This window comes from Paraburkholderia edwinii (genome assembly GCF_019428685.1).
GTDB lineage: Bacteria > Pseudomonadota > Gammaproteobacteria > Burkholderiales > Burkholderiaceae > Paraburkholderia > Paraburkholderia edwinii.
This window is the reverse complement of sequence record NZ_CP080095.1, coordinates 434,815-447,427: the sequence shown is the minus strand read 5'-3', so window position 1 is coordinate 447,427 and position 12,613 is coordinate 434,815. Positions and strand designations below refer to the sequence as shown.

The window sequence follows — 12,613 nt, the reverse complement described above, 5'->3', positions numbered from 1 at the left end:
CGTGAGGAAACCACCGATGAAAGAAATCAGAATCGCGAATCGGACCGTGGGTCCAGGCAGTCAGCCGTTCGTGATCGCGGAAATGTCCGGCAACCACAACCAGTCGCTGGAACGTGCGCTCGAGATTGTCGAAGCGGCGGCGCGTAGCGGCGCGCATGCGCTGAAGCTGCAGACCTATACGCCCGACACGATGACGCTTGATCTCGACGAGGGCGAGTTCCATATTGGCGACGAGAACAGCTTGTGGGCGGGCAAATCGCTCTACGCCCTGTATCGCGAGGCTTATACGCCGTGGGAATGGCACAAGCCCCTGTTCGACCGTGCGAAGCAACTTGGCATGCTCGCGTTCTCGACCCCGTTCGACGAAACGGCGGTCGATTTTCTCGAAACGCTCGACGTGCCCGCCTACAAGATCGCCAGCTTCGAAAACACCGATTTGCCGCTGATCCGGCGCGTCGCGGCGACGGGAAAGCCGATGATCATCTCGACGGGCATGGCGTCCGTCGCGGAACTCGATGAAGCCGTGCGCGCCGCGCGCGGCGCCGGTTGCGAAGATCTGATCCTGCTCAAATGCACGAGCTCGTATCCGGCGACGCCCGAGCACAGCAACATTTGCACAATTCCACACATGCGCGATCTGTTCGACTGCCAGGTCGGCCTGTCGGATCACACGATGGGCGTGGGGGCCGCCGTCGCCGCGATCGCGCTCGGCGCGACCGTCATCGAAAAGCATTTCACGCTGCGCCGCGCGGATGGTGGCGTGGACTCCGCGTTCTCGCTGGAGCCTGAAGAAATGCACTCGCTGGTGATCGAAACCGAGCGCGCATGGCAGGCGCTCGGCCGGCCGACCTATGGGACCAACGAGCAGGAGCGCAAATCGATCGTCTTCCGGCGCTCGCTGTACGTAGTCAAGGACATCGGCGCGGGCGAAGCGCTGACGCGCGAAAACGTCCGCGCGATCCGGCCCGGGCTCGGCATGGCGCCGAAGCATCTGGACACGGTCATCGGCATGACGGCGCGCGCGCCGATCAAACGCGGTACGCCTCTTAACTGGGACATTCTGAAATGAGCGCACAACCCGACAAACTCGCCGGATCGCAAGGCCGCAAGGACCTGATCCGGTGGAAAACCGATGCCTGGAAAGATCCCGGCATGGTGAACTGGTATTCGAGCCGGATGGCCCAGAACGAGACGACCAACCTGCTGAAGAACGCGATCGAAGTCAACACGATCCGGCGTTACGCACGCGGGCCTCAGATCATCGACATTGGTGTCGGCACGGGCCGCGCCGCGCTGCCGCTGGTCGCCGATGGCTACGACGTGATGGGCGTCGACAGCTCGCAGGCGATGCTCGACGAGACTCGCCGCCTCGCGAACGGCGCGCCGATCCGCTTGCAGGTGGGCGACGTGGAGCGCCTGCCGTGCGACGACGCTTCGTTCGACTGCGCCGTGTCCCTGAACGTACTGGTGCATTTCCCGAACTGGCGCGAAGCGCTGCTCGAATGGAAGCGCGTCGTGCGCCCGGGCGGCCGGATCATTTTCGACATTCACACGCGGGATCACGCCGAAACCGCCTATGGCGCGGACAAATCGCAATGGCCCGACGCACTGCGCGCCACCGATGAAGCAGGTACGTTCGGACTGTATATGTCGCGCGCGAGCATTGCCGAGCTCGTCGAGTTCGCCAACGCGCAGGGTTTCGCGATCCAGACTGTCGTGCCGTATGGCGCGTTTCTTGGCGGCGGCAATACGAACTGGCTGCTCTATTCGTCGCTCGAGCAGAAAGCGAGCTGGAAACGCACGCTGTCATGGTTTGCGCGTGACCAGGGACTGGTCGATCTCGGGTTGTTCCTCGAAGAGTCGATCGTCGCGCATCTCGCGCCGAAGATCGCCGGCCGTATGTTCGTCGTGCTCGACAACCATGCTGATCCCGCGGCCAACGCGCGGTTCGCAGCCGACATGGCCGCGCGCAACGCGGCGCTCGATTCACTCGATGTCGCCAATCTCGCGGCATGGCTGCCGCTGGCGCCGGAGGCGATCAGCGCGGAACTCGACAAGCTGCTCAAGCCGCTGCGCAGCCGTCACTTTTTCTTCCTGCTGTTCCAGGCCCTGCTCACACGCTTTCCTCACGTCGAATTTCGCGGCGCCGTGCCGGGCGAGATGTTGCGCGAACTATCGACGTGGCTTCTCAGCCACGCGCTCGATCAGAAATCGACGGCGATCGCGCGCAGCTGGTCGGCGGGCGTTGCGGACAAATTCAAGGAAGGCACTGACGTGACCGTCGGTGCCGAATACAACCTGGTGCGGGCGCTGCTCTCCCGATACTTTGGCGTTTTTAGCGAGGGCCAGCGATGAAACAGAAGGCCATTATTACCCTGCTGTGGGGCAAGCACTTTGGTGCCCTCGAGCAGTTCCTGCAGATGCACGAACCGATGGCGGTGATTGCGTCGCTGCCTACGCTTTCACCGCAGATGCAGGCCGCGATCGCGCAGACCGGCTGCACGCTCGTTTCACTGGACGGCTTCCTGCAGGAAGCCGGCGCGCTGCAGACGGTGAACGACGAGACGCAACGCGTGCTGGGCACCTTCGAGCGCCACATCCAGCAGCAGCCGGACCTTTGCGGCTTCGCTGCCGAAGCGGCCGACAAATTGCGGCCCATCGTGTTCGAAAGCGTGAGGGACGATCTGCCCGCCACCGTCCAGCTGCTCGAGTGCCTGAAGCGCGCCGCCGAACAGTACGACATCGCACTGCTGGCGACCAACGAGGACATGATGCGCGTCGGCAAGACGGCGACGGCATGGGCGCGCGCGCAGGGCATTCCGAGCGTGCATCTTGCGCACTCGATTGCGCTTATCGATCCGTACACCGTGCACAACGAATTGATCGCCGACAAGCTCGTCGTGTACGGTCAGCGCGGCATGGAAGGCTATCGCGATCTGGGCGTTGCCGAGGACCGGCTGGTCGCAGCGGGCAATCCGGCGTGGGATTGCTACGCGACGCTGCGCAAGCAAAAGCCGGCGTGCCGTCAGCAACTGAACACGAAATACGGGCTGAAAGCAGAGTTGCCGCTCGTGGTGTTCGGCACGACATGGGCCGCCAATCTGAGCGCTCATTGCATCGAGGACATTTTCGACGCGTCGGTGGCCGCGTTCATTGTCGCGTGCCAGAAGCTCAAGGAAGCGGGCGTGAAGGTCAATGCCGTGATCAAGGACCGTCCGTCGAATGCCCAATTCGGCGCCACCCGTTGCGCAGAAATTCTGGCGGAGCTGGGCGTGCCCGCCGAGGGCTATTTCTACGCAAGCGACGACACCGAACTGTTCGCGGCGGGCGCCGACGTGCTGGTTGCCGTCGATTCGAACTATCTGGTTGAAGGCATGCTCGCGCACACGCCTGTCGTCAATCTGATGAACACGTCGGGCATGCTGATGGGCCCGTGTTTCGAGGCGGAAACGGGCGTGGTGGAAGTCGAGGCGCATGAACTCGCGTCGGCGCTTCATCAGATACTGACCAGTCGGGAGTTGCGCACCAGCCTCGTGCAACTCGGCCAGAAGCGCACCGCGTACTACAACCATAACGACGGCGACGGCATGGCATCGGTGCGCGTCGCGCAGGTGCTCGCCGGCACGGCCATGGGACTTGCGCCGCGCAGCCAGCGCTATGTATGGCAACAGTATCTGGACGTCGAATCGGGCGAGATCGCCGAGGGCTATCACACGCCGGGCCGGCCGAATCTGGTTGCCATGTATTCGAACAATCCTTCGACCGTGATCGACATCGGCTGCGCGGCCGGCAGCACGGCGGCGCTGATCAAGCAGCGTTTTCCGTCGAGCCGGGTTTGGGGCATCGAGATGAACCGCGCTGCCGCTCAAGTGGCGAGCAGCAAGATCGACCGGGTGCTGGTCGGCAAGTTCGAGGACTTCGACCTCGAGCGCGAAGGCATCGCGAAGGGAACGCTCGACGGTGTGCTGCTCGCCGACGTGCTCGAGCACATGTACAACCCGTGGGATGTGATGGTGAAGCTGCGTCCGTACATGTCGCCGACGGGGCAGCTGGTGTTGAGCATTCCCAACGTGCGCAACCTGATGTTGATGGACGATCTGAGCAAGGGCAAATGGACCTATGCTTCTTCCGGTCTGCTCGATATCACGCATATCCGCTTCTTCACGCTAAACGAGATCGTCAAGTTCTGCAATGAAACGGGATACAGGATCGTGCGCACCGAGCACGCGATCGACGGCAGGTTGCAGGGAATCTGGAACCAGTACCAGTCGCATACGACGCCGATCGAAGTTAACATGGAGCGGATCAAGCTCAAAGACGTGACGCGCGGCGAACTGCTCGAGCTGTGTACCATCCAGTTCCTTCTGCTGCTGGAGAAAGATCCGCTACACGGCTGACGCGCGCGCTCCTCATACAAACGAAAAAGCCCAGCGACGATTCAATCGTCACTGGGCTTTGCGCTTTCTGCTTCAAGCATGGCCGGCCGAGCGGCCGGCCGAATTCCGTCACTCGTAATCCGCCACCGGCACGCACGAGCAGAACAGATTGCGATCGCCATACGCGTTATCCGCGCGACCCACCGGCGGCCAGTACTTCCGCGCGATCAGCCCCGGCAGCGGGTAAGCAGCCGTTTCACGCGAATACGCGTGCTTCCAGTCGTCCGCCACCACGGCCGCCGCCGTGTGCGGCGCGTGCTTGAGCGGATTGTCCTCGCGATCGGCGCGGCCTTCTTCGACGGCGCGGATTTCATTGCGGATCGCGATCATCGCTTCGACAAAGCGGTCGAGCTCTTCCTTCGACTCCGACTCGGTCGGCTCGACCATCAGCGTACCCGGCACCGGGAAGCTCATCGTCGGCGCGTGGAAGCCGTAGTCCATCAGACGCTTCGCGACGTCGTCGACCGAGATGCCGCTCGTGTCCTTGATCGGCCGCAGGTCGAGAATGCACTCGTGCGCGACGAGTCCGCCCGGGCCCGCATACAGCACCGGATAGTGCGGCGCGAGCCTGTTCGCGACGTAGTTCGCGTTCAGGATCGCGGTCTCGCTGGCGGCGGTCAGATTCGCCGCGCCCATCATCGCGATATACATCCACGAGATCGGCAGAATCGATGCCGAGCCATATGGTGCCGCCGACACCGCGCCGATGCCGTGTGCGTCGCGCTCATAGCCCGTCGACGTCTGGTTCGGCAGGAACTGTGCGAGGTGCGCGCCGACCGCAACCGGACCGACGCCCGGGCCGCCGCCGCCGTGGGGAATGCAGAACGTCTTGTGCAGATTCAGGTGCGAAACGTCGCCGCCGAACTGGCCGGGCGCGGAGAGGCCCACCATCGCGTTCATGTTCGCGCCGTCCACATACACCTGGCCGCCGTGCGCGTGCACGATCTCGCAGATCTCGCGCACGTTCTGCTCGAACACGCCGTGCGTCGACGGATACGTGATCATGATCGCGGCGAGCTTGTCAGCGTGCTGCGCGGCCTTCTTCCTCAGGTCTTCGATATCGACGTTACCCTGCGTATCGCATGCAACGACCACCACCTGCATGCCCGCCATCTGCGCCGAAGCCGGGTTCGTGCCGTGCGCGGACGCCGGAATCAGACACACGTTGCGATGCCCTTCGCCGCGCGACGCGTGGTACGCGTGGATGATCAACAGGCCCGCGTACTCGCCTTGCGAGCCCGCGTTCGGCTGCAGCGAGACGGCCGCATAGCCGGTCGCGGCGACGAGCATCTGCTCGAGCTGATCGATCATTTCACGGTAGCCGACCGTCTGTTCGGCCGGCGCGAACGGGTGAATCTGGCCGAACTCGGGCCACGTGACCGGCAGCATCTCCGACGTCGCGTTCAGCTTCATCGTGCACGAGCCGAGCGGGATCATCGAACGGTCGAGCGCGAGGTCCTTGTCCGACAGGCTGCGCAGATAGCGCAGCATTTCCGTTTCCGAATGGTGGCGGTTGAACACGTGATGCGTGAGGTACGCGCTCGTCCGTTCGAGCGACGCCGGGAACGTGTTCGAAGCGCCCAGTTGCGCATCGAGTTCGTCGACGGTCGGCACGTTATCGGCGAACGCGGCCTGCGCGAAGGCCGCAAGCAGATCGGTGAGATCGGCGCGCGTCGTCGTTTCGTCGAGCGAAAGGCCGACGCGCGTGTCGCTGACGTGGCGCAAGTTGATGCGCTTGCCCGTCGCCGCATCGTGCAGCGCTTGCGTGCGCGCGCCGGTTTCGAAGGTCAGCGTGTCGAAGAACGTCTCGTTGACGAGCGTGTAGCCGAGGTGTTTCGCGCCGGCGGCAAGCAGCGCGGCCATACGGTTCACGCGCAGCGCGATCGTCTTCAGGCCCTGCGGGCCGTGATAGACCGCGTACATGCTCGCCATGATCGCGAGCAGCGCCTGCGCGGTACACACATTCGAGGTCGCCTTTTCGCGGCGGATATGTTGCTCGCGCGTTTGCAGCGCGAGACGCAGCGCCGGATTGCCCTGCGCATCGACGGTCACGCCGACGAGGCGGCCCGGCATCTGCCGCTTGAATTCGTCGCGTACCGCGACATACGCGGCATGCGGGCCGCCGAAACCGATCGGCACGCCAAAGCGCTGCGAGTTGCCGACCGCGACGTCCGCGCCCCATTCGGCGGGCGGCGTCAGCACGGTCAGCGCGAGCAGATCGGCGGCGGCGATCACGTGGCCGCCGGCTGCATGCACCGCTTCCGCTAGCGCGCGGTAGTCCAGCACGTCGCCGTTCGCGCCCGGATACTGCAGCAGCACGCCGAATGCGTTCGCCTTGGCTGCATCCGCAGCCGGGCCCACCTTCACTTCGATGCCGACGGGCGTCGCGCGCGTCTTCACCACTTCGATGGTTTGCGGCAGTACGTCGTCGGCGACATAGAACACGTTCGACTGCGATTTGCCGACGCGCTGCAGCAGCGTCATCGCTTCGGCCGCAGCCGTTGCTTCGTCGAGCAGCGACGCGTTCGACATCGCGAGGCCCGTCAGGTCGACGATCATCTGCTGATAGTTGAGCAGCGCTTCGAGACGGCCTTGCGAGATTTCCGGCTGATATGGCGTGTACGCGGTGTACCACGCCGGGTTTTCCATCACGTTGCGCAGGATCACCGCCGGCGTGTGCGCGTTGTAATAGCCCTGCCCGATATACGAGCGGAACACCTGGTTCTTGTCCGCGAGCTCGCGCAGCGCGGCGAGCGCTTCCGCTTCGCTTTTCGGCTCCGCGAACGGGCCGAGCGGCAGCGCGTCGGCACGCCGGATCGCCTTCGGAATCACCGCATCGATCAGCGCGGCGCGCGAGGCGAAGCCTAGCGCGTCGAGCATCGCCTGCTGATCGGCAGCATCGGGGCCGATGTGCCGTTCGGCGAAGGCATCGTGCACTTCGAGCGCAGCGAGCGAGAGAGGGGTGCGGTTCATCAGGCGGTCCGGGTGTTCGAGCTTCATTGAAAATTCCTGCTGGCGCGGCGTGTACGGCGTGGGCAATGTGTGTGTGCTGCGGCCCGCCGCGCCGGTTGTTGAAAGTTACTCGCCGATCGACTTGCCGTAAGCGGCAGCGTCCATCAGCCGGTCTTGTGCGGCGCCGGCGGTCGGCTTGACCTTGAAGAGCCAGTTTTCATACGGCGCGCCGTTCACCGAATCGGGCGTATCGACCACGTCCTGATTCATCGCAATGATCTCGCCCGAAACCGGCGCATAGATATCGGAAGCGGCCTTGACCGATTCAATGACGGCGACCGTGTCGCCGGCAGCGACGGTCTTGCCCAGTTGCTGCACTTCGAAGAAGACGATGTCGCCGAGCGCTTCCTGCGCATGGTCGGTGATACCGACGGTCAGCGTGCCGTCCGCTTCGGTGCGGACCCATTCGTGCGATTCGGTGTATTTCAGATCGGCCGGGATGCTCATCGGTTGCTCCTGTGCGGTTGATTGCGCAATTGATGCGGTTACGTGTGAACGGGGGAACGCACGCGACGGGTTCGACTACGCGTCGTGAATGGCCGGACCGCCGCTCAACTGACGAGCACCTTGCCGTTGCGTACGAACGGCAGTTTTACCACGCTTGCGGGAAACGCTCTGTCGCGGATGTGCACATGCACGACATCGCCCGGCTGCACGCCTTTCGGCACGCGCGCGAAGGCGATCGACTCCTGCATCGTGGGTGAGAACGTGCCGCTGGTAATCTCGCCTGCGCCGTGCGGCGTATCGACTTTCTGATGCGCGCGCAGCACGCCGGCGGCCTTGCCGTTTTCCTTCTGCAGGATCAGGCCGATGAACGCCTGCTGCGCGCCTTTTGCTTCGAGCGGCGCGCGGCCGACGAAGTCGCGCGGTGCGGTCAGGTCGACGGTCCAGGCGAGGCCGGCGTCGAGCGGCGAGACGGCGTCGTCCATATCCTGGCCGTACAGGTTCATGCCGGCTTCGAGACGCAGCGTGTCGCGCGCGCCGAGCCCGGCCGGGCGCACGCCTTGCGCCTGGAGTGCCTTCCACAGCGCCTCGACATGCGCGGCCGGCCCAATGATTTCGAAGCCGTCTTCGCCCGTGTAGCCGGTGCGTGCGACGGTCAGATCGCCGAACGGCGTGCCATCTACGCGCGCCGCGTTGAACGGCTTCAGCGCTTCGGTCGCGGCGCGCGCGGCCGGCACCGTTTGCCAGACTTTTTCGCGTGCTTGCGGGCCTTGCACCGCGACGATCGCGAGATCGCGACGCGGCGTGATCGTCACGCCGAAGCCGCGGTCCGCGTTGAGCTTGTTGAACCACGCGATGTCTTTTTCGGCGGTCGCCGCGTTGACGACAATGCGGAAACTGGTTTCGTCGAAGAAATAGACGATCAGGTCGTCGATCACGCCGCCTTCGGGGTTCAGCAGACAGGAGTACAGCGCGCGGCCTGCCGTTTGCAGCTTGCCGACGTTGTTGGCAAGCGCGTAGGCGAGGAATTCACGGGTGCGCGGGCCGCTCAGATCGACGGCGCACATATGCGACACGTCGAACATGCCGGCGTCGGTGCGCACGGCCTTGTGTTCTTCGATCTGCGAGCCGTAGTTAACGGGCATGTCCCAGCCGCCGAAATCGACCATGCGGGCGTTGAGCGCGCGGTGCGTGGCGTTGAGCGGGGTGCGTTTGAGTTCGGTCATCGGGGCGCGGCCTCAGGGTATTCGACGGATTCGGAGCCATGCTGTACAGACTCGCAGCCCATTGCCATTGGCCGACGAGTGATGCCTGCATGCCCCCTCTGTCCTCGGTACCTGAGAGATTGCGCTGACGTTATGACGTAGCGCGCGCCCCTTCGGTGGGCAGCTTGCGTGCCTTGCACGCTACTGCCGCTCTCCAGAGTGCGAAGAACCGGTGATTGATAAGGCTGGATCAGCCAACGATCAGACGGATTCTTCGACGCGGTCGGTCCTTTTGCCTGAGAGTTTGCGGGTGTGCCCCTTCGGCGGCGCGGCCTTGCATGGCTTGGGTTGCCCCATGCTGCAATGCGGCCAGCGCGCTCTCCCGACGCGTGCGGCGAATGTACGCGACGGTTTTTGGCTTGTCAATTGAAGGTTTTGGGCCGTGCGTTTGCACGCCGGCCGGCGGCGGGACGGGCGCGCGGTATGCGAGGGCCGCGCGTGGCGCGTGCGGATTGTGCGCTGCGGTTTATGCCTGCGAGTTCTGCCCGCGGGTCGTGCTCGCGGTTCGTCTTCGCAGTTCGTGTTCGCGGTTTGTACTTGCGCTTCGCGCGCCCGGTTATCGATTGGAAGTCAGCGGGATCAGCGGTTGATTGCGATCGCTGTCGAATCGAGTTCGTCGTTGAGCGTGCGCTGTTCGTCGCCGGAGATGCCGCCGTCACGATGCACGGCCATCTCATGCGCCTGATGGCGGATCGCGTCGAGACGCCGGTGCAATTCGCCACCGACCGGCGGCGGGTAGTAGCCCTGATTCACGCGCACATCGATATGGCGGCTCATGTTGTTGATCCGCCCATCGACCTGGTCGAAGCGCTGCACCGCGACTTCATGCGGGTTGGGGACAGGACGCGCGGCCTGCGGCGGCTCGACGACACAAGCAGCCAGTGACGAAACCAGCGCGCAGCAACCGAGTGCGCGAATGAGGCGTTGCATGGAGGGCTCTCCTTATTTGGGTTGGTTGTTTTGATCGATAAGGGGAAGCAACGGCTGACGGGCCGCTCGCGATGACGCGACCGTGTCACGTTTGTGTAACTGTTGGTTGCGGGTGGCGCGCGGGTAATGAAGCTGAAATCGCTGAAACCGGACTGTCAGCTTAGCTGCCGCGCTTGAACGGCAAGCGCACGCCTTCGTCGTTGCTGCGTTGCGCGAGTTCGATCACCGTCATCACGTCGACTGCATCCTGGGCGCTGACCGGGAAAGGCACGCCGTCGTGAATCGCTGCGGCCAATGCGCGATAGAAGTGGACGTAGGCGCCATCGCGAGTCGGCAGCGCGCGTTCGACTTCCTGATCGCCGCCTTGTTCGAGCACGCGCAGTGTGCCTGCCTCGTTGCCGCCGGCGAAACCCGCGTTGCCTGGACGCAGGCCCGCTTTGAGCTGGTCTTCCTGCGTATCAAGGCCGTACTTTATGTAGCTGCCGCGTGTGCCGTGAATCGTGAAGCGCGGCGCAACGACTGCCGTCAGCGCGCTCGCGTGCAGCAGCACTTCATGCGATGCATAGCCGAGTTGCAGATGCACGTAATCGGGCGCGGTCGCCTGATCGCGGTGCGCTTTCACCGATGCGTAGACCGTCTGCGGCGCGCCGAACAGCGCCAGCGCCTGATCGATCAGATGCGGGCCGAGATCGAACAGCAGGCCGCCGCCACGCGTCGCGTCTTCGCGCCAACGTTGACGGATGGCTGGGCGAAAACGGTCGAAGTGCGATTCGAAGACGGTGACGCGGCCGAGCTCGCCGCTTTCGAGCAGCGCACGAACGGTCATGAAGTCGCCGTCCCAGCGGCGGTTGTGGAACGGTGCGAAGACACGCTTGCGGCTAGCCGCGAGGTCCGCGAGCGTGCGCGCTTCGACGGCGGTCAAGGTGACGGGTTTGTCGACTACGACGTGTTTGTCCGCTTCGAGTACGCGCTTTGCAAGCGCGAAGTGCGTGTCGTTCGGCGTTGCGATCACGACGCATTCGACGTCGGCACGCGCAAGCAGTGCGTCGAGGTCGGGCACGATCGTGGCCTGCGGATAATCGGCACGCGCTTTGTCAGGTTGACCCGTTGCGATCGCTGCAAGCTGCGCGTGACCGCAGTGTTCGACGACCGGCGCGTGGAACGTCGCGCCGGCATAGCCATAACCCATCAATCCAATTTTCAACTGCGAAGTCATGCTGCTTCCTGCTCCTGCAAAAACGGCGCGCGGCGGGGGCGGCGCACAACAAGGTCATTGTGGCATGAGCTTCGGGTGAGGTCAGACGAGCGCAGCGGTGGTGTCAGTGTCGACCGGCTGCTCCAGCGTGGGCGGCGTGTGGGTCAGCCGAATTTGCTCTATCACGCTCGTTAGCACCTCGAAGACCCTTTCAGGTGTTACGCGACGCGGGTTTGCCTTGTCCGGATTCTGATGAGCGATCCAGTCACGGTATTGCTTGATTTGCTTCACCTGCCCGATAAGGTTAGCGTCAACTTCTCCTTTGAAGAGATTAAGAACCTCATCGAATTTCCAGTACTCGACCTCGCTTCGAAATTTCTGCGCCAGCCTGGTTGAGTAACGATACGGATACCCGGTGGCCAGCAACTGGTTCGCCGTCTGCAGATGCTCGATGACGAATCGCTCGAAGGTGGCGAACAGCGCCAGAATGGCCAGGTCAGCCACCTGTTTCTCCGCGCCTTCGAGCGCAATGTATATTTCGCTGGTAGCCACGCCATGAAACCGGGTGCTTTGAATGAGCTCCTCATGCTGGATTTGCATCGTGCGTTCGGCAAGGCTGAAGCAATCGCTCGCCACCAAAAAAGCCCTGTAGACTGGCTCCAGCGGATTATCAAATTTCATGGTTGAGAACATAGGTCAGAAGATCGACAAACAGACTTTCGTCCACAAGCTTGGGTCTAAGAATATTGCCCTCGATCCAGTACCAGCCGTCTCGTTCGACGTCAGAAAGCCAGCGAGGTGAAGACGTTCCTGTCTTTCCCTTGGTGTCGCTCTGCGTGGAAGACGCCGCGCCTTTCCCAATGCGGTAAAGCAGCGGCTGCCGTGTGACCCGGCCGGACAGATCCACTCTGCCTTGCGCGCCCAGGATATTCAACCCGATAGGCACAATTTTCGCCTTCGGCACTCCGTCCTTCGATATAAAGAGACTCGGGGCCTCATATTCAGGTACATCCTCTTCTCTAAGCCTCACAACGCCTTCTTGAGTAGTGAGACTACGGGCCGCACACCATCCGCCCACTTCGTCGAGAAGGCTCCTAACGCATTGCACATATGCTTCAGGCGTCAGGATGATTCGCTCAGTTTTCAGTTCGCTCATAGCTTGTCCTCTGTATTGTCTTGATTCACGCAAGGCGACACTACGATCACCATGCGACTTATCTGTTGCTCAAGCCGCTGCAATAGGAATGCGTTAATTCGCCATCCTTTTCATTTACATTGAGGCACCAGCCTATCACCGAACCCATCGCAAAATTACCGATTTCAGCGCGCCA

Annotated in this window: 10 protein-coding genes and 2 riboswitches; of the genes, 3 read left to right on the top strand and 7 right to left on the bottom strand. The window is 63.0% G+C overall.

All coding sequences use genetic code 11. The features are described 5' to 3' along the window. The first annotated feature begins 16 nt into the window (after positions 1–16). From pseI to KZJ38_RS01870, 3 genes are read left to right on the top strand one after another with little or no spacing between them, the layout of a single operon-like run. Positions 17–1,069, top strand: coding sequence for a pseudaminic acid synthase (gene pseI / locus KZJ38_RS01880; protein ID WP_219798536.1), 1,053 nt, complete (start codon positions 17–19; stop codon positions 1,067–1,069). Next, positions 1,066–2,355: a class I SAM-dependent methyltransferase gene (locus KZJ38_RS01875; RefSeq protein ID WP_219798535.1), complete on the top strand. Its 1,290-nt coding sequence runs from the start codon at positions 1,066–1,068 to the stop codon at positions 2,353–2,355. The genes pseI and KZJ38_RS01875 overlap by 4 nt, the downstream gene beginning before the upstream one ends. Then, positions 2,352–4,397 carry a class I SAM-dependent methyltransferase gene (locus KZJ38_RS01870; RefSeq protein ID WP_219798534.1) on the top strand — a complete coding sequence of 682 codons (2,046 nt, stop codon included), beginning with the start codon at positions 2,352–2,354 and terminating at the stop codon, positions 4,395–4,397. Before KZJ38_RS01875 ends, KZJ38_RS01870 begins: the two co-directional genes overlap by 4 nt. Positions 4,398–4,505: 108 nt before the next feature. Here the strand turns inward: KZJ38_RS01870 and gcvP are convergent, their stop codons facing one another. From gcvP to KZJ38_RS01835, 7 genes are all read right to left on the bottom strand, one after another. After that, complete coding sequence (gene gcvP, locus KZJ38_RS01865; protein WP_219798533.1) at positions 4,506–7,436, bottom strand: aminomethyl-transferring glycine dehydrogenase; 2,931 nt, start codon at positions 7,434–7,436, stop codon at positions 4,506–4,508. A gap of 78 nt (positions 7,437–7,514) precedes the next feature. Then, complete coding sequence (gene gcvH, locus KZJ38_RS01860; RefSeq protein ID WP_219798532.1) at positions 7,515–7,895, bottom strand: glycine cleavage system protein GcvH; 381 nt, start codon at positions 7,893–7,895, stop codon at positions 7,515–7,517. A gap of 104 nt (positions 7,896–7,999) precedes the next feature. Next, the gene (gcvT, locus tag KZJ38_RS01855; protein WP_219798531.1) at positions 8,000–9,118 is read right to left on the bottom strand and encodes a glycine cleavage system aminomethyltransferase GcvT; all 1,119 of its coding nucleotides are present in this window, start codon (positions 9,116–9,118) and stop codon (positions 8,000–8,002) included. An 88-nt stretch (positions 9,119–9,206) separates the two neighbouring features. Continuing rightward, positions 9,207–9,325: riboswitch (glycine riboswitch) on the bottom strand. Between the two features lie 54 nt (positions 9,326–9,379). Beyond that, positions 9,380–9,484, bottom strand: a riboswitch (glycine riboswitch). Between the two features lie 252 nt (positions 9,485–9,736). Then, complete coding sequence (locus tag KZJ38_RS01850) at positions 9,737–10,087, bottom strand: hypothetical protein (RefSeq protein WP_219798530.1); 351 nt, start codon at positions 10,085–10,087, stop codon at positions 9,737–9,739. Between the two features lie 160 nt (positions 10,088–10,247). Continuing rightward, positions 10,248–11,303, bottom strand: a complete 1,056-nt coding sequence (locus tag KZJ38_RS01845; protein WP_219798529.1) for an oxidoreductase — start codon at positions 11,301–11,303, stop codon at positions 10,248–10,250. 81 nt (positions 11,304–11,384) lie between these two features. Beyond that, on the bottom strand, positions 11,385–11,963 hold the full coding sequence (locus KZJ38_RS01840; protein WP_219798528.1) for a hypothetical protein: 579 nt from the start codon (positions 11,961–11,963) through the stop codon (positions 11,385–11,387). Continuing rightward, complete coding sequence (locus KZJ38_RS01835; RefSeq protein ID WP_219798527.1) at positions 11,953–12,438, bottom strand: hypothetical protein; 486 nt, start codon at positions 12,436–12,438, stop codon at positions 11,953–11,955. Before KZJ38_RS01835 ends, KZJ38_RS01840 begins: the two co-directional genes overlap by 11 nt. Positions 12,439–12,613 lie beyond the last annotated feature (175 nt).

Coding starts and splice junctions, on each gene's coding strand:
- pseI (WP_219798536.1), top strand. CDS start 17: ATGAAAGAAATCAGAATCGCGAATCGGACCGTGGGTCCAGGCAGTCAG.
- KZJ38_RS01875 (WP_219798535.1), top strand. CDS start 1,066: ATGAGCGCACAACCCGACAAACTCGCCGGATCGCAAGGCCGCAAGGAC.
- KZJ38_RS01845 (WP_219798529.1), bottom strand. CDS start 11,303: ATGACTTCGCAGTTGAAAATTGGATTGATGGGTTATGGCTATGCCGGC.
- gcvH (WP_219798532.1), bottom strand. CDS start 7,895: ATGAGCATCCCGGCCGATCTGAAATACACCGAATCGCACGAATGGGTC.
- KZJ38_RS01840 (WP_219798528.1), bottom strand. CDS start 11,963: ATGAAATTTGATAATCCGCTGGAGCCAGTCTACAGGGCTTTTTTGGTG.
- gcvT (WP_219798531.1), bottom strand. CDS start 9,118: ATGACCGAACTCAAACGCACCCCGCTCAACGCCACGCACCGCGCGCTC.
- KZJ38_RS01850 (WP_219798530.1), bottom strand. CDS start 10,087: ATGCAACGCCTCATTCGCGCACTCGGTTGCTGCGCGCTGGTTTCGTCA.
- KZJ38_RS01835 (WP_219798527.1), bottom strand. CDS start 12,438: ATGAGCGAACTGAAAACTGAGCGAATCATCCTGACGCCTGAAGCATAT.
- gcvP (WP_219798533.1), bottom strand. CDS start 7,436: ATGAAGCTCGAACACCCGGACCGCCTGATGAACCGCACCCCTCTCTCG.
- KZJ38_RS01870 (WP_219798534.1), top strand. CDS start 2,352: ATGAAACAGAAGGCCATTATTACCCTGCTGTGGGGCAAGCACTTTGGT.